Annotated in this window: 18 protein-coding genes and 1 riboswitch; of the genes, 12 read left to right on the top strand and 6 right to left on the bottom strand. The window is 64.3% G+C overall.

The window, feature by feature from the left end:
* Window positions 1-10 precede the first annotated feature (10 nt).
* Both FJ425_RS10680 and FJ425_RS10675 read left to right on the top strand, forming a co-directional pair.
* Window positions 11-775, top strand: coding sequence for an SDR family oxidoreductase (locus tag FJ425_RS10680; protein ID WP_140723275.1), 765 nt, complete (start codon window positions 11-13; stop codon window positions 773-775).
* A gap of 29 nt (window positions 776-804) precedes the next feature.
* A complete protein-coding gene (locus tag FJ425_RS10675; RefSeq protein ID WP_140723272.1) occupies window positions 805-1680 on the top strand; it encodes an NAD(P)-binding domain-containing protein in 876 nt (291 codons plus the stop codon).
* 86 nt (window positions 1681-1766) lie between these two features.
* On the opposite strand, the gene FJ425_RS10670 is transcribed toward FJ425_RS10675, so the two are convergent.
* On the bottom strand, window positions 1767-2441 hold the full coding sequence (locus FJ425_RS10670) for a hypothetical protein (protein ID WP_140723269.1): 675 nt from the start codon (window positions 2439-2441) through the stop codon (window positions 1767-1769).
* Window positions 2442-2803: 362 nt separating this feature from the next.
* On the opposite strand from FJ425_RS10670, the gene glmM reads away from it, so the two are divergent.
* From glmM to serA, 5 genes are all read left to right on the top strand, one after another.
* A complete protein-coding gene (gene glmM, locus FJ425_RS10665; RefSeq protein WP_140546026.1) occupies window positions 2804-4156 on the top strand; it encodes a phosphoglucosamine mutase in 1353 nt (450 codons plus the stop codon).
* A gap of 212 nt (window positions 4157-4368) precedes the next feature.
* Window positions 4369-5205 (top strand): outer membrane protein, encoded by an 837-nt coding sequence (locus tag FJ425_RS10660; protein WP_140546025.1) that lies wholly within the window; start codon window positions 4369-4371, stop codon window positions 5203-5205.
* Window positions 5206-5406: 201 nt separating this feature from the next.
* Entirely contained in the window at window positions 5407-6192 is a 786-nt protein-coding gene (locus FJ425_RS10655; protein WP_140723266.1) for an outer membrane protein, read from the top strand.
* Between the two features lie 193 nt (window positions 6193-6385).
* A complete protein-coding gene (locus FJ425_RS10650) occupies window positions 6386-7561 on the top strand; it encodes a phosphoserine transaminase (RefSeq protein WP_140723263.1) in 1176 nt (391 codons plus the stop codon).
* A 64-nt stretch (window positions 7562-7625) separates the two neighbouring features.
* A complete protein-coding gene (serA, locus tag FJ425_RS10645; protein ID WP_140723260.1) occupies window positions 7626-9227 on the top strand; it encodes a phosphoglycerate dehydrogenase in 1602 nt (533 codons plus the stop codon).
* 103 nt (window positions 9228-9330) lie between these two features.
* Here serA and FJ425_RS10640 read toward each other — a convergent pair whose 3' ends face one another.
* Window positions 9331-10230, bottom strand: a complete 900-nt coding sequence (locus FJ425_RS10640) for a DMT family transporter (protein WP_140723257.1) — start codon at window positions 10228-10230, stop codon at window positions 9331-9333.
* A gap of 322 nt (window positions 10231-10552) precedes the next feature.
* Here FJ425_RS10640 and FJ425_RS10635 point away from each other — a divergent pair, with 322 nt between their 5' ends.
* Together FJ425_RS10635 and FJ425_RS10630 are read left to right on the top strand one after the other, a co-directional pair.
* Window positions 10553-11851 carry an adenylosuccinate synthase gene (locus FJ425_RS10635; RefSeq protein ID WP_140723254.1) on the top strand — a complete coding sequence of 433 codons (1299 nt, stop codon included), beginning with the start codon at window positions 10553-10555 and terminating at the stop codon, window positions 11849-11851.
* A 68-nt stretch (window positions 11852-11919) separates the two neighbouring features.
* Window positions 11920-13728 carry a hypothetical protein gene (locus FJ425_RS10630; RefSeq protein WP_140723251.1) on the top strand — a complete coding sequence of 603 codons (1809 nt, stop codon included), beginning with the start codon at window positions 11920-11922 and terminating at the stop codon, window positions 13726-13728.
* A gap of 132 nt (window positions 13729-13860) precedes the next feature.
* Here FJ425_RS10630 and FJ425_RS10625 read toward each other — a convergent pair whose 3' ends face one another.
* From FJ425_RS10625 to FJ425_RS10610, 4 genes are all read right to left on the bottom strand, one after another.
* Window positions 13861-14163, bottom strand: coding sequence for a CcdB family protein (locus FJ425_RS10625; protein ID WP_140693350.1), 303 nt, complete (start codon window positions 14161-14163; stop codon window positions 13861-13863).
* Entirely contained in the window at window positions 14163-14405 is a 243-nt protein-coding gene (locus FJ425_RS10620) for a type II toxin-antitoxin system CcdA family antitoxin (protein WP_140547068.1), read from the bottom strand. The genes FJ425_RS10625 and FJ425_RS10620 overlap by 1 nt, the downstream gene beginning before the upstream one ends.
* Before the next feature lie 66 nt (window positions 14406-14471).
* Window positions 14472-16286, bottom strand: coding sequence for an ABC-F family ATP-binding cassette domain-containing protein (locus FJ425_RS10615; RefSeq protein ID WP_140634443.1), 1815 nt, complete (start codon window positions 16284-16286; stop codon window positions 14472-14474).
* A gap of 1 nt (window position 16287) precedes the next feature.
* Entirely contained in the window at window positions 16288-16932 is a 645-nt protein-coding gene (locus tag FJ425_RS10610) for a thiamine diphosphokinase (protein ID WP_140634445.1), read from the bottom strand.
* Between the two features lie 135 nt (window positions 16933-17067).
* A riboswitch (TPP riboswitch) is annotated at window positions 17068-17173 on the top strand.
* 45 nt (window positions 17174-17218) lie between these two features.
* On the opposite strand from FJ425_RS10610, the gene thiB reads away from it, so the two are divergent.
* From thiB to thiQ, 3 genes are all read left to right on the top strand, one after another.
* Complete coding sequence (gene thiB / locus FJ425_RS10605) at window positions 17219-18229, top strand: thiamine ABC transporter substrate binding subunit (protein ID WP_140634447.1); 1011 nt, start codon at window positions 17219-17221, stop codon at window positions 18227-18229.
* A gap of 215 nt (window positions 18230-18444) precedes the next feature.
* Complete coding sequence (thiP, locus tag FJ425_RS10595; protein ID WP_140723248.1) at window positions 18445-20070, top strand: thiamine/thiamine pyrophosphate ABC transporter permease; 1626 nt, start codon at window positions 18445-18447, stop codon at window positions 20068-20070.
* Window positions 20067-20855, top strand: coding sequence for a thiamine ABC transporter ATP-binding protein (gene thiQ / locus FJ425_RS10590; protein ID WP_140723245.1), 789 nt, complete (start codon window positions 20067-20069; stop codon window positions 20853-20855). Before thiP ends, thiQ begins: the two co-directional genes overlap by 4 nt.
* The last annotated feature ends 27 nt before the right edge of the window (window positions 20856-20882 follow it).

Genomic DNA, 20882 nt, shown 5'->3' with positions numbered 1-20882 from the left:
GAGAGAAATCATGACGCGATACACGAACAAGAAGGCCGTGGTGATCGGCGGCACACACGGCATGGGCCTGGCTGTCGCCGAGCTCCTCGTCGAAGGCGGCGCCGAAGTCCTGATCACCGGCCGCGATCAACGCAATATCGAGGCCGCGCGCGAGAAGCTGTTTTCTCGCGCCCACGTCGTGCAGTCCGACATCAGCGCCATGGGCGACATCGCTACGCTCGGGGCGGAAGTCGGACAGAAGCTCGGGCAGATCGACCTCCTTCACATCAATGCCGGGGTCGCCGATCTTGAACCGGTGGAGCATGTCACCGAGGCGAGCTATGACCGCACCTTCAACGTCAATGCAAAAGGTGCCTTCTTCACCGCGCAGCGCCTGCTGCCGCTGATCAGGGACGGCGGCGCCATCGTCTTCACCTCGTCGATCGCCGACGAATCCGGCACCGCCGGCATGAGTGTCTATTCCGGGTCGAAGGCGGCGCTCCGTGCCTTTGCCAAGGTGCTCGCTGCCGAGCTCCTGCCTCGCCGGATCCGCGTCAATGTAGTGAGCCCAGGGTTCATCGACACACCAACGATGGGTGTCGCCGGCGCGTCCGCCCAAGAGCGCGCGGCCTTCATGAAGATAGGCGACGCCGTCACGCCGATGAAACGTCACGGGACGGCCGAGGAAGTGGCACGTGCGGTGCTTTTCTTGGCTTTTGACGCCACCTTCACCACGGGTGCGCGGCTGACCGTCGACGGCGGCCTTGGCCAGGATCTGAGCCCGATACCGGCGTGAACCCCGCAAGCAAGCCACGGAGAAGCAGGATGAGCGATATCGCAGTAATCGGCCTCGGCGCCATGGGCACGGCTCTTGCCTATGCCTTTCTGAATAAGGGGCATGAGGTGACCGTGTGGAACCGTTCCCCGGCAAAGGCGGAGGCTTTGGCGGCCAGAGGCGCTGTCGTGGCCAAGAATGTCGAGGAAGCCGTCAGATCGAGCCCGCTGATCGTGGCATGCCTCCTGGTCTACGACACGGTTCATGAGGCGTTAGGCGCCGCCGCGGCCGCATTCTCGGGGCGCACATTGGTCAATCTCACCAACGGTACGCCCGACCAGGCGCGGGCGATGTCGGACTGGGCCGTCAGGCACGGCGCCAACTATCTCGATGGCGGTATCATGGCGGTGCCGCCGATGATTGGCGGGCAGCATGCCTTGATCCTTTATAGCGGCTCCAGGCAAGCATTCGAAACTCATTCCGGACGGCTCGATGCGCTTGGTGCCAGTCGATATCTTGGCGAGGACGCTGGCCTCGCACCGCTCTACGACATCTCGCTTCTGGCCGGCATGTACGGCCTGTTCGCGGGGGTTCTGCAGGCGTTGGCGCTGACAGGCAAAGCCGGAATTCCGGCTCGCGAATTCATGCCGCTGCTGACCGCTTGGCTTGAGGCAATGCAAGGCGCACTGCCGAAATGGGCGGAACAGATCGACAGCGGCGATCACACCAGCAATGTCGTTTCCAATCTGGGCATGCAAGCAGACGCCTATGTCAATCTGGTCGATGCCACCAGGTCGGCTGCAGTCAGCGCCGAACTCGTTTTACCGATGCAAGACCTGATGCGACGCGGAGTGGCCGCCGGCAACGCCAACGCCGATCTTTCTAGTCTGGTCGGACTGCTGCAACGACCGAAACCAGGTGCTTGAAATTGGGCCGGGTTTAGACATCGCGTCCGGCAAAAAAGCCCGCGAGCCTTGCGGCTCGCGGGCTTTCGTCAATCGGTACTAAGCGATCAGCTCTTCAGCTTGGCATTGCAGAGGCTGTAGAAGCCGCCGCCCTTCTGGATCCACTTGAGACCATTCAGCGTGTTGGCATCCTTGTTGGCATAGTACTGCTCGAGGCAGGTATGCATGCGGCCCTTGGCCGGGGTCTCGGTGGCGAATTTCGGCGAAATCGCCTTCGGGAAGGTCACGCCCTTCGGCGCAGCGACGCTCGGCTTCGCCGGCTCGCTGGTATAGGTGGCTTCCGTCGGTGCAGGCACGGTGTCGTCGTCGGCAGCGGCGGCGCCGCACTCGGCCTTGCGGAAGTCGTTCCACTTCATGCCGTTGAGCGTGCCGGCGGATTTTGCAGCCTGGTATTTGGTGCTGCATTCCTTGGAGCTCAGGCCCTTGGCCGCGTCGTCGGCAGCGGCGGCCGCCTTCGTCTTCTTGGCGGGCTTGGTGTCGGCGGCCTTCGTATCGGTCGCCGCCTTGGTGTCGGTCGCGGCCTTGGTGTCGGTCGCGGTGGCGTCGCTGCCGCACTGGGCCTTGCGGAACTGGTTCCAGGTCTGGCCGGCGAGCGTTCCCGCATCCTTGGCCGCGTTATACTTGGTGCTGCACTCGGCCATGGTCAGCGCGTTGGCCGGCGCCGCCAGGAACAAGGTTGCGACGGCGATACCCGTCAAAGCTGCAAGTCTATGAATAAGCATGGCGTTTTCTCCCTTGCTGCCGCCAATAAGTGTCCCTATGCCAAATCAATAGCTCTCAATGTCCGGTTGCGCCAGATGCTTCCGGCACAGGCGCCCTCACAAAGTGTGTTATTCGCGATAAGGTGATGAATTGCCTGCCGGTTCGCCGCCAGCCAGGCTTTGCCGGGGCACCGAAGAGCCTCGCACCGGCAGGTATAGCGCCGCCACGTCAAAGGTGGTGACAGGCTGTCGAATCGCTTGCACCGCCCGCTACAATGTTTTTCTAAGGATTGGTAATATACAATCACGAAATTTGATGATCGGATGCGGCCCAATTTGTGGCAATACGGGCGGCTGAAAAACCGACGGGGACTTTGAGACACATGGCAGGTCAGTATTTCGGCACCGACGGTATCCGCGGACGCGCCAATAAATTTCCGATGACGGCCGAGATCGCCATGCGCGTCGGTATGGCCGCCGGGCTCTCGTTCCAGCGCGGCAATCATCGTCATCGCGTCGTGCTCGGCAAGGACACGCGGCTTTCCGGCTACATGATCGAGAACGCCATGGTGGCGGGCCTGTGCGCCGCCGGCATGGACGTGTTCCTGCTCGGCCCCATACCGACGCCCGCGGTCGCCATGCTGGTGCGCTCGCTGCGCGCCGACATCGGGGTGATGATCTCGGCCTCGCACAATCCTTACTACGACAACGGCATCAAGCTGTTCGGTCCCGACGGCTACAAGCTCTCCGACGAGATCGAGGAACGCATCGAAGGCATGCTCGACAAGGACATCGAGCTGGCGCTCGCCGATTCCGACGGGCTCGGCCGCGCCAAGCGCGTCGACGGCGTGCACGACCGCTATATCGAATTCGCCAAGCGCACGCTGCCGCGCTCGATGTCGCTTTCGGGGCTGAGGATCGTCGTCGACTGCGCCAACGGCGCGTCCTACAAGGTGGCGCCCGAGGCGCTGTGGGAACTCGGCGCCGAGGTGGTGGCGATCAATGTCGAGCCGAACGGCTTCAACATCAACAAGGAATGCGGCTCGACGCACCCGGCCGGCCTGCAGAAGAAGGTGCACGAGGTGCGCGCCGACATCGGCATCGCGCTCGACGGCGACGCCGACCGGGTGGTGATCGTCGACGAGAACGGCACCATCGTCGACGGCGACCAGATCATGGCCCTGATCGCCGAGTCCTGGCACCAGAGCGGGCGGCTGGCCGGCGGCGGCGTCGTCTCCACCGTGATGTCCAATCTCGGATTGGAGCGCTTTCTTGGCGACATGAAGCTGCAGCTGCACCGCACCAAGGTCGGCGACCGCTATGTGGTCGAGCACATGCGCGCGCATGGCTTGAATGTCGGCGGCGAGCAGTCCGGCCACATTGTGCTGTCCGATTTCTCGACCACCGGCGACGGCCTGGTCTCGGCGCTGCAGGTGCTGGCCTGCATCAAGCGGCAGAACCGCCCGGTCAGCGAATTGTCGAAGAAGTTCGAGCCGGTGCCGCAGCTTCTGAAGAATGTCCGCATCTCCGGCGGCAAGCCGCTGGAGGAAGCGCCGGTCAAGGCGGCCATCGAGGATGCGCGCAACCGGCTTGGCAAAGCCGGCCGCCTCGTGATCCGTCCCTCCGGCACCGAGCCGCTCATCCGGGTCATGGCCGAGGGCGACGATCCGCAGCTGGTCGAAGCGGTCGTCAACGACATCGTCGGCATTCTGCAGGACACCCGCAGCGCCGCCTGAGCTCCGTCCCGCAGTTCCTCTAAGCCCGCCGCCAAGGCGGGCTTTTTGTTACTGGGCGGGCAGATCGGACAACGGCCTTCCCTCTAAAATTGTATAGATTCGTGGTTAATCGGTACGGTTAAACGGCTTTTAACCTTTGCAATTCATTATCCAAACCCGAGGTCAATCATCTTCGGGCGGGAGTCGTCCCGAGGCTTCTTAGGGGTGACAGAATGTTCAAGACAGCAAGAATGGCATTGCTTGCCGCGCTGTTCGCGGGCTTGGCCGGACCGCTCTTCGCGGCCGACCTCCCCGAACCGCAAATCGAAGAGGCGCCTCCGCCGGTGGTCGAGCAGCAGCCGATCGATATCGGCGGCTGGTATATCCGCGGCGACATCGACTATCACAAGTCGACCGTGCGCGGCATCGACTACATGACCTATGCTGTCGATCCTTGTAACTGCTCGGTCACGCCCGGCAGCAAGAGCTTCGATTTCGGCAAGCTCAAGGGCGGCTTCTCGCTCGGCGGCGGCGTCGGCTACAAGATCAACGATTACTTCCGCACGGACGTGACCGCCGACTACTGGTTCAAGTCGAACTTCAACGGCCAGACCTCGGACCTCGTCTCGACCTCGACCGAAGTGTCGAAGATGAGCGCCCTGCTGCTGCTGGCCAATGCCTATGTCGATATCGGCACATGGCACGGCGTCACGCCTTATGTCGGCGCCGGCATCGGCGGCGCGCACGTCAAGTGGGATACGGTCCACGATCCGAACACCACCGAGACCAATCCAGGCTCTTCCAACTGGCGCTTTGCCTATGCTCTGATGGCCGGCGCGTCCTACTGCCTGACCGACAGGGTGATCCTCGACGCCGGCTACCGCTTCACCCACATCCAGGGCGGCCGCATGTTCGAATGGGATGTGAGCAGCACCGGACCGGGCTTCGATCGCGGCATCAACACCCATGAAGTGCGCGGCGGCCTGCGTTACCAGTTCGGCGGCAACAATGGCTGCGCCGCACCGGTGGTTGCCTATCAGCCGGAACCGGAGCCGATCTACACCAAGTAATCGCCTTTATTATCCCGATGTTCGTCAGCCGCCCGGCGCCAGCCGGGCGGCTTTTGTTATGCAACGCCGGTAAATATTGATCGAAATCAATTCGGTAACCAGCTGTTATCCTTAACCGCCACTTAACCACTATGGTTAACAATGGCTCCTTGAAACGGCGCCCGCGTTCGCGGTTGGCGCCAATTTCAGGAGCCGGGGACCATGATATCCAGATCGCGTATCGCGTCAGCGCTTGCCGCAGCCATCCTGTTGCCGATGACGCCGGCGCTCGCAGCCGACTACGATCCGCCGATCTATGTCGACCAGGCGCCGGACTACCAGCCGGTCGAGGTCGGCTCCGGCTGGTATCTGCGCGGCGATGTCTCCTACTTGGCGCAAAAGAGCTTCAAAAATGGGGACTTCACCTTCCCGTCGGTGATCGCCAGCGAAAACTTTGACGAAAGCGAGGACGCCTATTTCGCGAGCGTCGGCTTCGGGTACCATTTCAATGATTATCTCCGGGCCGATCTCAATCTCGGCTATCTTCCCGGCAACAAAGCCAGCTTCAGCTATGATGACACAGCAGTCGTGGTGGCGCCGGCAACGGCGACCGTGGGGGACGGAAGCCTCAAGAACTATGCCTTCTCAGGCATATTGAACGGCTATGTCGACCTTGGAACATATGTCGGCGTCACGCCCTATATTGGCGCGGGTATCGGTATCGTTCAAAGCAAATACAGCCTTTCGGCGGATTATTTCACCGACAATGGCGATGCGAGCGACGACTTCTCTGTGCGCAGCAGCAAAACAAAATACTCCTTGGCATACACATTGAACGCCGGCCTAGCCTACCAGGTGTCGAAGAATGTCCTGATCGATCTTGGCTATCAGTATTTCTCCGCACCCGATGCCGAATATGTTACGGCCGCAAGCCTGAATTCCTTCCCTGTCCACAAAGGCATCAGCAATCACCAGGTCAAGCTCGGCCTGCGCTACGATCTCTGGTGAGCGAAGCGGGTTACGAAATGCCACGGCGGGTCCAGCGGCTCGCCGTTTTCATTTCGGGCCGCGCGGCAGGGGCGTAGGAATATCCCGACAGCGACAAAAACTTTGCTCTTGACGCCGGAGCCTTCAGCGCATATCGCCGTCCGTGGGCCACCCCTCCCCAACGAGGGGCCACTATCTGGAAGGATAGACCACGATGACGACGCTTACCAAGCCCGGACTCCGTCCGGCAAACCCCAATTTCTCTTCAGGTCCCTGCGCAAAACGCCCCGGCTGGTCGGTCGAGGCGCTGAAAGCCGCCGCGCTTGGGCGCTCCCACCGCGCCAAGATCGGCAGGGCGAAGCTCGAGCAGGCTATCGAGCTGACGCGCGAAATCCTCAATGTTCCGGCGGACTATCGCATCGGCATCGTGCCGGCGTCGGACACCGGCGCGGTCGAGATGGCGCTGTGGTCGCTGCTCGGCGAGCGCGGCGTCGACATGGTCGCCTGGGAAAGTTTTGGTTCCGGCTGGGTGACGGATGTCGTCAAGCAGCTCAAGCTCGCCGATGTGCGCAAGCTCGAGGCTGGCTACGGGGAACTGCCGGACCTGGCGCAGGTCGATTTCGACCGCGACGTCGTCTTCACCTGGAACGGCACGACCTCGGGCGTTCGCGTGCCGAATAGCGATTTCATTCCTGCGAACCGCAAGGGCCTGACTATCTGCGACGCCACCTCGGCGGCGTTCGCGCAAAGGCTCGATTTCGAGAAGCTCGATGTCGTCACCTTCTCCTGGCAGAAGGTGCTGGGCGGCGAGGGCGCGCATGGCATGCTGATCCTGTCGCCCCGCGCCGTCGCGCGGCTGGAGACCTACAAGCCGGCCTGGCCGCTGCCGAAAATCTTCCGCCTGACCTCGGGCGGCAAGCTGATCGAGGGCATCTTCAAGGGCGAGACCATCAACACGCCGTCGATGCTGTGCGTGGAGGATTATCTCGATGCGCTTCAGTGGGCGAAGTCGATCGGCGGCCTGGAAGCGCTGATCGCCCGCGCGGACGCCAATGCCGCGGTGCTCGACCGGTTTGTTGAGAAGTCAACGTGGCTCGGTCATCTCGCCGTCGATCCGGCGACGCGCTCGAACACGTCCGTGTGCCTCTCCTTCACCGATGCGCAAGTGGCGGCGCTCGATGCCGACGGCCAGGCGGCCTTCGCCAAGGGGATCGTGTCCGCGCTCGACAAGGAAGGCGTCGCCTACGACATCGGCTCCTACCGCGATGCGCCGCCCGGCCTGCGCATCTGGTGCGGCGCGACCGTCGAGACCGCCGATCTCGAAGCGTTGCTGCCCTGGCTCGACTGGGCCTTCGCCACGCAGAAGGCGTCGCTCAAGGCAGCGGCCTGAGTTTCATGGCGGCCCGCGGGCCGCCATTTCCCGACACATCCATTCCCACGTCAAGGAGGCCGCAATGGCGCCCCGCGTTCTCGTTTCGGATAAACTTTCCACCACCGCCGTGCAGATCTTCAAGGATCGCGGCATCGACGTCGACTATCTGCCCGATCTCGGCAAGGACAAGGAAAAGCTCGCCGAGGTGATCGGCCAGTATGACGGCCTCGCCATTCGCTCGGCGACCAAGGTCACCGAGAAGCTGATCAATGCGGCAACCAGGCTCAAGGTCGTCGGCCGTGCCGGTATCGGCGTCGACAATGTCGATATCCCGGCCGCCAGCCGCAAGGGCATCATCGTGATGAACACGCCCTTCGGCAATTCGATCACCACGGCCGAGCATGCGGTGGCGATGATCTTCGCGCTGGCGCGGCAGATACCGGAAGCCAATGCCTCGACCCATTCCGGCAAGTGGGAAAAGAACCGCTTCATGGGTGTCGAGATCACCAGTAAGACGCTGGGCGTGATCGGCTGCGGCAATATCGGCTCGATCGTCGCCACGCGCGGCGTCGGGCTGAAGATGCATGTGATCGCCTTCGATCCATTCCTGTCGGACAGTCGCGCCGAGGAGCTCGGCGTTCAGAAGGTCGAGCTCGACGAGCTCTTCGCCCGCGCCGATTTCATCACGCTACACACGCCGCTGACCGAAAAGACGCGCAACATCATCGATGCGGCTGCGATCGCCAAGATGAAGAACGGCGTGCGCATCATCAATTGCGCCCGCGGCGGATTGGTCGTCGAGGCGGACCTGGTCGCGGCGCTGAAGAGCGGCAAGGTGGCGGGCGCCGGTATCGACGTGTTCGAGGTCGAGCCGGCCGAGAACAACCCGCTGTTCGGCATGGAGAATGTCGTGGCAACGCCGCATCTCGGCGCCTCGACCACCGAGGCGCAGGAGAATGTCGCGCTGCAGGTCGCCGAGCAAATGAGCGACTACCTGATCAAGGGCGCGGTCTCCAACGCCATCAACATGCCTTCGATCACAGCCGAGGAGGCGCCGCGGCTAAAACCATTCGTCAAGCTTGCCGAAGTGCTCGGCGCCTTTGTCGGCCAGGTCACCGAGGATCCGATCAAGGAGGTCGAGATCCTGTTCGACGGCTCGACCGCGACGATGAACACGCGCGCGCTGGTGAGCGCTGCCCTTGCCGGCCTCATCCGGCCGCAGGTCTCCGACGTCAACATGGTGTCGGCGCCGATCATGGTGAAGGAGCGCGGCATCATCGTCGCCGAGGTCAAGCGCGACAAGTCGGGCGTGTTCGACGGCTATATCAAGCTCACCGTCAAGACCGAGCATATGACGCGCTCGATCGCCGGCACCTGCTTCTCCGACCACAAGCCGCGCTTCATCCAGATCAAGGGCATCAACCTCGACGCCGAGGTCGGCCAGCACATGCTCTACACCACCAATGCCGACGCGCCCGGCATCATCGGCCTGCTCGGCACGGTGTGCGGCGAGAACGGCGTCAACATCGCCAACTTCCAGCTCGGCCGCAACCGACCGGGCGGCGATGCGATCGCGCTGCTCTATCTCGACGCGCCCTTCCCGGAAAGAGTGCTGGAGCAGGTACGCGCGCATAAGTCGATCGACTCGGCGAAGCGGCTGCGCTTCGACGTCGGCGGCGAGTAACGTCTGGACGCGAAACGCCCCGCTTGCATCAGCTTGCATCAGCAGGCGGGGCATTCATGAGATGGCCGTCACCCGATGGCTGCTTGCCGGGAAATTGAGATATTCATCCTGTCTGCAGCGCTGCTCGGCTGCCGCTGTACTCGGCAAGCGCAATGCCGCCGAGGACAAGCGCCAGCGCGAAGGCCTGATAAGCCTGAAACTGCTCGCCGACGATCAGCACCGAAAGCAACGTGCCGAAGATCGGCACCAGATTGATGAACAGGCCGGCGCGGTTGGCGCCGATCAATTCGTTGCCCTTGATGTAGAGGACCTGTGAAACGACCGAAGCGCCAAGCGCCGTGTAGAGCGTGAGCGCCCAGCCACGGGCGTCCGGCATGATGACGCGGCCAGACGCGACCTCCCAGACGAAGAAGGGCAGGGAGACCAGCAGCGCGGCGATCGACAGCGCCAGCATGAAACTTTGCCAGCGGATTGCCGGCCTGAGGCGCAGCCCCACCGAATAGAGGCTGTAGCAAAGCACCGCCACAAGCATGATGGCGTCGCCGAAATTGAGATCGAGCTTCAGCAACTGGCCGAGGTCGCCATGACTTGCCGTCAGCGCGACGCCGGCGATGGTGAGCACGACGCCGACGATCTGCAGAGGCTGCACGCGCAGCCTGAACAGCACGAAATTGGCAAGGATGATGACGATCGGGATGGCTGCCTGCTCGATCGAGACGTTGATGGCGGTCGTGTAGTTGAGCGCGGTGTAGAAGATGACGTTGAAGATGGTGAAGCCGCAAGCGCCGAGCCCGGCAAGCAGCCTCCAGTGCCTGCGCGCTTCGGGCCAATCCTCACGCAGCGTCCGCCAGCCGATGGGCAGCAGGATCAGCACCGCCATCACCCAGCGCAGAAAGACCAGCGTCATCGGCGAGACATGGCCGACGGCAAGCTTGCCCGCCACCGAATTGCCGCCCCACAGGAGCATGGTCGACAGAAGGAACAGATAGGCGGCTCGGTGCATGGAGGTTCCGGCCCTGCAGGGTGTTCGAGGGTTCAGCCCGGCCTAGAGTGGCGGCGGCTCCAAGTAAATGATGCGAAGGCCGGAATTTGTTGTGCCTGGACCAGGTTGACGTCTCGCCGTTGGCGTCATTTTGATCCAGGTCCTTGAGGGGCATGGTCACTTGCGGAAGCCGGTTCCCGCTTTTTGGGTTCGCCGACCTTCGGTTCGGGTCATGCTCCAACGGTGGTTTCGGCGGCAAAGAAAGGGTCGCGCCAGCCGTCGCTTGACGCTATAGAGGCCTGTCGTTTCAGGCCGCTCGCGCGGCATTTCAAGGGAAAAGAACATGGCCAATGTGGTGGTCGTCGGCTCGCAGTGGGGCGACGAAGGCAAGGGCAAGATCGTCGACTGGCTGTCGGAACGTGCCGATGTGGTCGTGCGCTTCCAGGGCGGCCACAATGCCGGCCACACGCTGGTCGTCGACGGCAAGGTCTACAAGCTGTCGCTGTTGCCCTCCGGCGTGGTCAGACAGGGCAAGCTTTCGATCATCGGCAACGGCGTGGTGTTCGATCCGCATGCCTTCGTCGCCGAAGCCAAGAAGCTCAAGGAGCAGGGCGTGGAGGTCACGCCGGAACGCCTGAAAATAGCCGAAAACACCGCGCTTATCCTGTCGCTGCACCGGGAGCTGGACGGATTGCGCGAAGACGCCGCCTCGAATTCCGGAACCAAGATTGGCACGACACGCCGCGGCATCGGCCCCGCCTATGAGGACAAGGTGGGCCGGCGCGCGGTGCGGGTGATGGATTTGGCGGATCTGGAAACGCTCCCCTTGAAGGTCGACAGGCTGCTGACGCACCACAATGCGCTGCGCCGCGGGCTCGGTCATGCGGAAGCGACGCATGAGGCGATCATGCAGGAACTGACCTCGGTGGCCGCCGAGATCCTGCCTTACATGGACCGCGTCTGGAAGGTGCTCGACGACAAGCGCCGCGCCGGCGAACGCATCCTGTTCGAGGGCGCGCAGGGCACGCTGCTCGACATCGACCACGGCACCTATCCCTTCGTCACCTCGTCCAACACCGTGGCCGGGCAGGCCGCCGCCGGTTCGGGCGTGGGCCCCGGCGTCATCGGCTATGTGCTCGGCATCACCAAGGCCTACACGACGCGCGTCGGCGAAGGGCCGTTCCCGACCGAGCAGAAAAACGAGATCGGCGAGTTCCTCGGCACGCGCGGCCACGAGTTCGGCGTCGTCACCGGCCGCAAGCGCCGCTGCGGCTGGTTCGACGCCGTGCTGGTGCGCCAGGCCGTCGCCGTCAACGGCATCAAGGGCATCGCTCTCACCAAGCTCGACGTGCTCGACGGGCTCGACGAGATCAAGGTCTGCACGGGCTATCGCCTCGACGGCGAGACGATCGATTACCTGCCGGCCAGCCAGGGCGCGCAAGCCCGGGTCGAGCCCGTCTACGAGACGCTCGAAGGCTGGAAGGGAACCACGGCCGGCGCCAGGAGCTGGAACGATTTGCCGGCGCAAGCCGTCAAATATGTCCGCTATATCGAGGAGCTGATCGGTGCCCCCGTGGCGTTGCTCTCCACCAGCCCCGAGCGGGACGACACAATACTTGTGACCGACCCGTTTCAAGACTAGTTTCACAGCCCTTCCCGGCGCTATGGCTGATTTGCGGCCGGCGGGAAAGAATGCAGGTCACCTGACGCATGGCAGATTTCGTTAGTGTTCTGAAAAAGCAGCTCGACAAGAAGGCCGACCCTTCGTTCGAGATGCGCAAGCAGATATACGACGGCGCCCGCGCGGTGCTGGCAAAGAAACTGGCCGAGTATTCCCCGCCGCTTGCGCCCGATGTCGTCAGCAAGCAGAAGCGCTCGCTGGAAGACGCCATTTCCAGTGTCGAGCGCGAGTATGTCAAACGCGTTCCGGCCGAGGATCCGCTGGCGGAGCTGGAGCATATTTTCTCCTCCATCGACCGCAACAAGAACCAGCCGAGCCATTCCCGCCAGCCGGCGGCGCCTGAGCCCGCCAAGCCGGATCCGTTCAAGTCCGAGCCGTTCAGGCCGTCGCCCGCCCCCGCCAGGACCGAACCAAGCTGGCAAAGCGTGCCGAAGGCGGAACCCGCGCGGCAAACTCCTGCGAAGGACGAGCCAGCCTGGCAGAACACGGCAAGGACGGAGCCGAACTGGCAGACCGCGCCAAAGGCGGAACCAGCCTGGCAGAAGGCGCCGCCGCCGATGCCGTCGCCGCGCGAAGACGATGTAGGCCTGGCGGGCATGGACGATGCCGACGACGGCAGCGATGTCTTTGCCAATGACGAGCAGCCGGCGGCCGATACCTTCCAGCGCCTGCGGCCACAGCCGCGACAGCGCAAGCGCAGCTATGGCGGCTTGATCGCCGCCGTCATCGCGCTGCTGGTGCTGGCCGGCGGCGGCTACGGCATATGGCTGAACAAGAATGCGTTCGGCTCGCTCTTCGGCCTTGGCGGCGGTGGCAGCAAGACGGCCTCGACAGAGCCGCTGGTCAAGCCGGCTCCGGCCAAGCCGGCGACGGAGACGGCGGCCGCGCCGGCTGCGTCCGGCGCCGGCGAGGCGGCCGACACCAACAAGTTCACGCAACGCCTGACGCCCGAGGGCAAGGAGACCGATCCCGGCCCGGCCGGCGGACAGGCCACGATCGGCGAAGGCGAATCCGTCGCGGCGCTGACCTCGCGGCCGCCGGCGACGACCCCGCCAGCGTCGGCCACGCCTGCTCCGGCCACGCCGACGCCTGAGACGCCTGCCGCCGGAGCGCCGGCGACCGATGCTGCCAGTCCAACGCCGCCCGCAGCCGGAACCACGCCGCCGGCGGCTAACGCGGCAACGCCGCCCGTGGCCGGCGCCACGCCACCTGCGGCAGCGACAACGCCGCCCGCGGGCACGACACCGGCTGCGCCCGCGCCGGCGACTGCCGAGGCAACGGTGCCAGTCGGGCAGAAGGCGATCTTCTATGAGGAGCGCACCAGCACGCAGCAGGGCACGGCCGAGCCAGGCAGCATCGTGTGGTCGCTTGTGCAGGAATCGCCCGGCGGCGACCTGCCGCCGGAACCGGCGATCCGCGCCGAGGCGACGATCCCGGGCAAGAATATCCAGCTGCGCATGACGATCCGGCGCAACACCGACCAGACGCTGCCCGCCAGCCACATCATCGAGATGATCTTCCTGACGCCGGAAGGGTTCGATGGCGGCGGCGTCGACAACATCCTGCGCATCGCCATGAAGAGCTCCGAGCAGGACGCCGGCAGCCCGCTGATCGGCATCCCGGCCAAGATCGCCGACGGCTTCTTCCTCGTCGCGCTCAACGACACCAAGGCCGACGAGGACGCCAACCTGACGCTGCTGAGAGGCCAGGCCTGGATCGACGTGCCGGTGGTCTACAAGACCGGACGCCGCGCCCTGCTCACCATGGAAAAGGGCATCCCCGGCGAGAAGGTGTTTGACGAGGCGCTGAAGGCCTGGGCGGCGAAGACGTCGGGCTGACGGCAGCGGCGGTTTTAAGCCGCCGCTCAGTGCGTTTCACCGTTTCACGGAAACGACGAACCGCCCTATCTCTTTGTTTTTTATGCAATTCCGGACGGAAAACCGCTCACACTTTTCCTGGAATTGCTCTAGCTAGAAGCCCTGAAACAGCATGTCGAGAGCGGCGACGATCTCGTCGTGATGCCGCGTCAGGTTCAGCCTGCTTTCGCCGAGCTCGGTCGTTGAAACCGTGGCGATCAATTGGGTAGCCATCACCAGCTTGCGCCCGTTGATCTCGAAGATCGGATGAAGCTTGCGCATCGGGGACGGAGCTGTCGCGATCGGCAGAAGCGGGACAACGACCCGTGTCTTGAAATTGTCCAGCAGGTCGGATTGGACGTCGAGAAGGTAGACGCCTTCGGTGCCGCCAGCAGCGAAGACGTCATAGCGCGCCATCAGAACTGCCGATGTTCCTTGAGTGGAATGCCGTGCTTTTCGACATAGTCGTTCCACGCATCCATGGTGGCGCGGTTCTCAAGCTTCCAAAGTCGTGTTTTTTCGGCAGCGACCGCTTCGGCAATCCCGGCCTCAGCGGCGCGGGACACATTCACATTGAGACCTTTTGCTTCCTTCATGAGCCGGGAATCGATCGATAGATTTGCAGGCTGACGGACCGCATTTGCGGCTATCTTGCGCATGATGACCTCCGCAACATGCGTAGATAGTATGCGCATCCCCCTATTGTGGCAAGGTGCGACCGCCCTTCACCCCTCCATCTCTTCGCGCAGCATCTCCAGTTCCAGCCACTCTTCCTCGAGTGCGGCAAGCGTCGTGCGCTCCTTGTCGAGCGCGGCGATAGTCTTCTGGAACGAGGCGGGATCGCGCTCGTAGAAGGACGGGTCGGCGATGTTGTTCTCCAGCCGCGAGATCGAGGCCGTCACCGCTTCGATCTTCTTAGGCAGCAAATCCAGTGCGAATTTCTGCTTGAACGAGAGCTTTTTCGCGGGGCCTTTGGGTGCCGCCGGTTCGGCTTTCGACCCAACCTCGCTCGCCTCGGTCTTGGACCTTGCCTTGCGGTCTGCCAGCCTGGAGCCGCCGCGCTGCGCCAGCATGTCGGAATAGCCGCCGGCATATTCGATCCAGCGGCCGCCGCCGTCCGGCGCGATCACGCTGGTGACGGTGCGGTCGAGAAAATCGCGGTCGTGGCTGACCAGGATCACGGTTCCGGCAAAGCCCGCGACAAGCTCCTGCAGCAGCTCTAGCGTCTCCATGTCGAGATCGTTGGTCGGCTCGTCGAGCACCAGAAGGTTCGCCGGCCGGGCCAGCACGCGGGCCAAAAGCAGCCGCGCGCGTTCGCCGCCGGAAAGCTCGCGCACCGGCGTGCGGGCCTGCTCCGGCTTGAACAGGAAATCCTTCATGTAGGAGACGACATGACGCTGCTCGCCATTGACGACAAGGTTCTCGCCGCGTCCGTCGGTGAGGTAATGCGCCAGCGTCTCCTGCGGATCAACGGCCTCGCGCTTCTGATCGAGCGTCGCAATCTCGAGATTGACGCCGAGCCGCACGGTGCCGGCGTCCGGTGCCAGCTCGCCGGTCAGCATCTTCAACAATGTCGTCTTGCCGGCACCGTTCGGGCCGACCAGGCCGACGCGGTCGCCGCGCTGGATGCGGGTCGAGAACCCCTTGACCACGGTGAGATCGCCAAAGCTCTTGTCGATGTTCCTGGCCTCGATCACCAGCTTGCCGGATTCGGCGGCGTCGCTGGCCACCATCGTCGCGGTGCCCTCTGCTCCGCGATGGCTGCGGAAGCGCTGGCGCATGGTTTGCAACTCGCCGAGGCGGCGCATGTTGCGCTTGCGCCTGGCGGTCACGCCATAGCGCAGCCAATGTTCCTCGCGCACGATCTGGCGGCCGAGCTTGTGCTGGTCGCGCTCTTCCTCTTCCAGCACCTGGTCGCGCCATTCCTCGAAATGCGCAAAGCCCTTGTCCAGCCGCCGCGTCTGGCCGCGGTCCAGCCAGACGGTGGCGCGCGTGACGCGCTCGAGAAAGCGGCGGTCGTGCGAGATCAGGATCACCGCGGAGGAGGTGCGGGCGAGTTCTTCTTCCAGCCATTCAATCACCGAAAGGTCGAGATGGTTGGTCGGCTCGTCGAGGAGCAGGATGTCGGGTTCCGGCGCCATGACGCGGGCAAGGGCGGCGCGGCGCGCCTCGCCGCCGGACAGGTCGTTCGGCCGCTCCTCGCCGGTCAGGCCAAGATGTTCCATCAGATAGGTGGCGCGATGCGGATCGTCGGCCGGGCCAAGGCCCGCCTCGACATAGGCGCGCACGTCGGCGAAGCCGTCCATGTCCGGCATCTGCGGCAGATAGCGGACCGTGGCCGAAGGCTGGCGGAACACCTCGCCGTCCTGCGGCTCGATCATCCCGGCGGCGATCTTGAGCAGCGTCGACTTGCCCGAGCCGTTGCGTCCGACCAGCGCGATCTTCTCGCCGGCGGATGCGCTGAGCGCCGCGCCGTCGAGCAGCGGGGTGCCGCCGAAGGTCAGTCTAATGCCGTCGAGGTTGAGAAGTGGCGGCGCCATGTCAACTTTCTGGAAGAGGATAGGGGTGGGCCAGAAGCAGCGCCCGGCCGCGCTCCAGCGCGATGCCAAGCTGCCCTTTGACCTCGTTTGATATAGTGAGCGAGGAACCGAACGCCACCTCCACGCGGTCGAGCGGCCATTTGGCGCCGGTGACCGTCAGGCCGGACAGGTCGGAAAGGCCGAGCACCGAAAACAAGGTGCCGTCGTCATAGTCGAAGCTGGCCTTGCCGCGCAGGATGGGAACGCCTTCCTGCGCGCCGCTGGTCAGCAGCACGGTCGTGCCAGCCTCGGCCAGCCGCATGGCCATCGCCAGATGCAGGAAGGCATGATCGGCGCGCTTGCCGCCAAAGGCACCGGCCAACACGAGGCTGGTGGCGCCTCGCTGAAGCGCTTCCGCTATGGCGAGCTCGCCATCGGTCATGTCTTTCTCGGCCGGGAAGACTTTTCGCGCCACGGCGGCGAGATCATCCGGCAGGTTGGTCGGCACCGAGTCGAAATCGCCAACCCAGAGCTCCGGCATCAGGCCGAGCATGCGGGCATGGCCGATGCCGGCATCGGCGGCGATGACGCGCGAGCCTTCGATCTGGCGTTCGAGCCGGGGCGTGCGGATAAGCTCGCCGCCAAGCAGGATGGTGAATGTGCCCATGGCCGTCGCCCTTATCAGCCCGTCGGGCGAAACGGAAGCGGGATGCCGCGCGCTTCGGCTGCCAGCCTGCCGGCGAACATTAGCTGCCCGGCAAACTTCCGCTTGCGCGCTGCTTCGGCCGGGCCTATCTGTCGAAACGCTCTAACGGGGTGCCGGACGTGATCCGGCTGAGAGGCGATCAAGCCAACCCGCTGAACCTGATCCGGTTTGTACCGGCGGAGGGATTAGACGTTTCGGACGATCCGGCGCCTCAATTCCTTGTCACTCGAACGAAGGAGGCGCCGATATGCGCGCAATGCTGTCCCATCTCATTCTTGCAACCGGCTTTGTTTCGCTTCTGGCGGGCGTCGCGCCTGCCGCCGCGAAGGACAAGCTCACCGTCTATACCTATGAAAGCTTTACCGCCGATTGGGGTCCCGGCCCGGCGGTGAAGAAGGAATTCGAGGCCGAATGCGGCTGCGATCTCGAATTCGTCTCGGTGGCCGACGGCGTTGCGCTCCTCAACCGCGTCAAGCTCGAAGGCGCCGGCACCAAGGCCGACATCGTGCTCGGCCTCGACACCAATCTCACCGCCGACGCCAAGGCGAGCGGACTGTTCGCACCGCATGGCGAAGTCTCCGGCATCGACGTGCCTGGCGGCTGGAGCGACGACACTTTCGTGCCTTTCGACTACGGCTATTTCGCCGTCGTCTATGACACGCAGAAGCTTAAAGTCCCGCCGAAGAGCCTGAAGGAGCTGGTCGAGGGTGGCGGCACGGACAAGATAGTCATTCAGGATCCGCGCACCTCGACGCCCGGCCTCGGGCTGCTTTTGTGGGTGAAGTCGGTCTATGGCGACAAGGCGCCGAAGGCCTGGGCAAAGCTCAAGACCAAGGTCCTGACGGTGACTCCGGGCTGGAGCGAAGCCTATGGCCTGTTCACCAAGGGCGAGGCGCCGATGGTGCTGTCCTACACCACCTCGCCGGCCTACCACATGGTGGCCGAGAACACCGAGCGCTACCAGGCGGCCTCGTTCGAGGAGGGCGAGTACCTGCAGATCGAGGTTGCCGGCATCACCAAGACGGGCGCGAAGAACCTGCTGGCGCAAAAGTTCATCGCCTTCATGACGGGACCGAAATTCCAGGATGTCATTCCGGAAACCAACTGGATGTTCCCCGCCGGCAAGACCGACAAGCCGCTCAACCCGGCCTTCGACAAACTGGTGAAGCCGACCAAGACCTTGCTGTTCAGCCCGCAGGAGGTCGCCGCCAACCGCAAGGCGTGGGTGGATGAGTGGCTGGCGGTGATGAGCAAGTAGGGCTGCGATGCTTGCGCCAAGGCCCCCCTCTCTGTCCTGCCGGACATCTCCCCCTCAAGGGGGGAGATTGGCTGTCACGCCGACCTTCGCCAATCTCCGACGTTGCAGGATCGAGCGCGGCGCCAAAGCTGCCAATCTCCCCCCTAGAGGGGGAGATGTCCGGCAGGACAGAGGGGGGCGCGAAGGAACGCGGCATGCGTTAACTCGAATCCTGTATGTGCAGCGTGCACCCTGCGCGTGACTCCCGCGTCACCGCCGGCGTCGTCGCGCTGGCGGCCATCGCCATCCTCATCGGCGGTGCCTTCGCCGGCCTCGCCGTCGAAGGCGCGCACGATCTCTCCGGCGCTGCCGTCGCCTTCGACAATTATCTCCTGCGCGTCGCCCGCTTCACGCTGTGGCAGGCGGCGCTCTCGACGCTGCTGTCGGTCGCGCCGGCGCTGCTCGTGGCGCGCGCTTTGTCGAGGCACCCAAGTTTCCCGGGACGCCGCCTGATCCTGCAATTGTTCACCGTGCCGCTGGCCTTGCCGGCGATCGTCGCCGCGCTCGGCATCCTGGCGCTCTACGGTCGGGCCGGATATTTTGCCGGCGTCTTCGCCGGACTTGGCGGTGCGGATTGGCCGGGGATCTACGGCCTCTCCGGCATCCTTGTCGCTCATGTCTTCTTCAACCTGCCCTTGGCGACGCGCCTGTTCCTCGAGGCGCTGGGCACCGTTCCCGCCGACCAGTGGCGGCTGGCGAGCCAGCTCGGCATGGGCGCCTGGCCGGCCTTCCGGCTGATCGAATGGCCGGTGCTGCGCGCGGCCCTGCCGGGGATTGCCGGGCTGGTCTTCATGCTTTGCATCACCTCCTTCACCATCGTGCTGACGCTCGGCGGCGGTCCGGCCGCGACGACGCTGGAAGTGGCCATCTACCAGGCGCTGCGCTTCGATTTCGATCCTGCACGGACCGTAACACTGACGCTCCTGCAGATCGCGCTCACCTTCGTCGTGGTCGCAGCACTCACGCGGCTCGGCGCCAACACGGTCGGTGATGCCAATCTGCCGGTGGCGCCGCGCCGCTACCTTTCGGCGGGCCGAATCGAAAGCGCGCTGAATGCCGGCCTCATCATGCTTGCCCTGCTGTTCGTCGCCGGACCGATGCTGGCGACCGTGCTTTCAGGTCTGGGGGCGGATCTCGGACGGTTGGCCGGTGAAGCGGCGGTGCGCCGCGCCACCCTCACCAGCGCCGGCCTTGCCCTGCTTGCGGCGCTGCTCAGCGTGACGCTGTCGCTGGCGCTGATCGCGGCACGGCGCGCGCTGGCCTTGCGGCGCCGGGCAGGCGGGGCCATGGGCCTGCTCGAACATGCCGCCGACACCGGCGCCGGCTTCGTGCTTGTCGTGCCGCCGATCGTGCTTGGCGCCGGCTGGTTCCTGGCGCTGCGCCACGTCACCGATGTCTTTGCCATCGCGCCGGTCATGGTCGTCGCCGTCAACGCAGTGATGGCGATGCCCTTCGCCATCCGCGCCGTTCGCCCGGCCTATGACGCGGCCAGCGAGCGCCACGAGCGGCTTTGCCTCGCGCTCGGCATATCCGGCTGGAACCGGCTCAGCCTGATCGACTGGCCGTCGCTGAGGCGGCCCTTGGCGACCGGCTTCGCCTTCGCCATGGCGCTGTCGCTCGGCGATCTCGGCGTGATCGCGCTGTTCGGCAGCGATTCCGTGCAGACCTTGCCCTATCTGCTTTTGGCGCGCATGAGCAGCTACCGGACAGCCGACGCCGCGGGACTTGCCTTGCTGCTCGGCCTCGTCTGCCTGATGCTGGTGGTCGCCGCCGACTGGCTGGGGCGGGAAGGAAAGTCATGACGACGACCATCGACGGCACCGCCGCGCAAAAGGGCCTCGCCGTCGCGCTGGATGGCGTCTCGTTCAGCTATGGCGAATCCTCCTTCCGCTTCGACGCCGATTTCGCGGCCGGCAGGATCGCGGCCATCATGGGGCCGAGCGGCTCCGGCAAGTCGACGCTGCTCAATCTGATAGCCGGCTTCGAAGCGCCCGATGCGGGCAAGGTCCTGATCGGCGGCGTCGATCTCGGAAACACGCCGCCCTCGGCGCGGCCGGTGTCGATGGTGTTCCAGGAAAACAATTTGTTTGCGCATCTTTCCGTCGAAGCCAATGTCGGGCTCGGCCGCTCGCCGTCGCTGAAACTCGGCGACGCCGATCGCGCCGAGGTCGCCGAGGCGCTGGCGCGGGTTGGTCTTGCCGGCAAGGAAAAGCGGCTGCCGCGCGAGCTTTCCGGCGGCGAGCGGCAGCGCGTGGCGCTGGCGCGGGTGCTGCTGCGCGACAGGCCCGTTTTGCTGCTCGACGAACCTTTCGCGTCGCTCGGCCCGGCGCTGCGCGACGATATGCTGGACCTTGTGGCCGGCATCCATGCCGAGCGCGAAATGACGGTGTTGTTCGTCACGCATCAGCCGGAAGATGCGCGCCGCATCGGACAGGACGTGGCATTTCTCGACGAAGGCACGATCGCGGCAGCCGGGCCCGCCGAGGATTTCTTCGATCGGTCTGGACCGGATGCGTTCAGACGCTATATCGGCGATCGAGGCGACACCGTTGCCGGATCACAACATGTTGCCCGGAAGCGGACATAATTTATGGCCAAACCGGCAATGGGCGAT

The sequence above is a fragment of the Mesorhizobium sp. B2-7-2 genome (assembly GCF_006440775.1).
In the GTDB taxonomy this organism is placed as follows: domain Bacteria; phylum Pseudomonadota; class Alphaproteobacteria; order Rhizobiales; family Rhizobiaceae; genus Mesorhizobium.
Note: the sequence above shows the minus strand (reverse complement) of the source record. Positions and strands in the feature narration are given on the sequence as shown.

Coding starts and splice junctions, on each gene's coding strand:
- FJ425_RS10680 (WP_140723275.1), top strand. CDS start 11: ATGACGCGATACACGAACAAGAAGGCCGTGGTGATCGGCGGCACACAC.
- FJ425_RS10675 (WP_140723272.1), top strand. CDS start 805: ATGAGCGATATCGCAGTAATCGGCCTCGGCGCCATGGGCACGGCTCTT.
- FJ425_RS10670 (WP_140723269.1), bottom strand. CDS start 2,441: ATGCTTATTCATAGACTTGCAGCTTTGACGGGTATCGCCGTCGCAACC.
- glmM (WP_140546026.1), top strand. CDS start 2,804: ATGGCAGGTCAGTATTTCGGCACCGACGGTATCCGCGGACGCGCCAAT.
- FJ425_RS10660 (WP_140546025.1), top strand. CDS start 4,369: ATGTTCAAGACAGCAAGAATGGCATTGCTTGCCGCGCTGTTCGCGGGC.
- FJ425_RS10655 (WP_140723266.1), top strand. CDS start 5,407: ATGATATCCAGATCGCGTATCGCGTCAGCGCTTGCCGCAGCCATCCTG.
- FJ425_RS10650 (WP_140723263.1), top strand. CDS start 6,386: ATGACGACGCTTACCAAGCCCGGACTCCGTCCGGCAAACCCCAATTTC.
- serA (WP_140723260.1), top strand. CDS start 7,626: ATGGCGCCCCGCGTTCTCGTTTCGGATAAACTTTCCACCACCGCCGTG.
- FJ425_RS10640 (WP_140723257.1), bottom strand. CDS start 10,230: ATGCACCGAGCCGCCTATCTGTTCCTTCTGTCGACCATGCTCCTGTGG.
- FJ425_RS10635 (WP_140723254.1), top strand. CDS start 10,553: ATGGCCAATGTGGTGGTCGTCGGCTCGCAGTGGGGCGACGAAGGCAAG.
- FJ425_RS10630 (WP_140723251.1), top strand. CDS start 11,920: ATGGCAGATTTCGTTAGTGTTCTGAAAAAGCAGCTCGACAAGAAGGCC.
- FJ425_RS10625 (WP_140693350.1), bottom strand. CDS start 14,163: ATGGCGCGCTATGACGTCTTCGCTGCTGGCGGCACCGAAGGCGTCTAC.
- FJ425_RS10620 (WP_140547068.1), bottom strand. CDS start 14,405: ATGCGCAAGATAGCCGCAAATGCGGTCCGTCAGCCTGCAAATCTATCG.
- FJ425_RS10615 (WP_140634443.1), bottom strand. CDS start 16,286: ATGGCGCCGCCACTTCTCAACCTCGACGGCATTAGACTGACCTTCGGC.
- FJ425_RS10610 (WP_140634445.1), bottom strand. CDS start 16,932: ATGGGCACATTCACCATCCTGCTTGGCGGCGAGCTTATCCGCACGCCC.
- thiB (WP_140634447.1), top strand. CDS start 17,219: ATGCGCGCAATGCTGTCCCATCTCATTCTTGCAACCGGCTTTGTTTCG.
- thiP (WP_140723248.1), top strand. CDS start 18,445: ATGTGCAGCGTGCACCCTGCGCGTGACTCCCGCGTCACCGCCGGCGTC.
- thiQ (WP_140723245.1), top strand. CDS start 20,067: ATGACGACGACCATCGACGGCACCGCCGCGCAAAAGGGCCTCGCCGTC.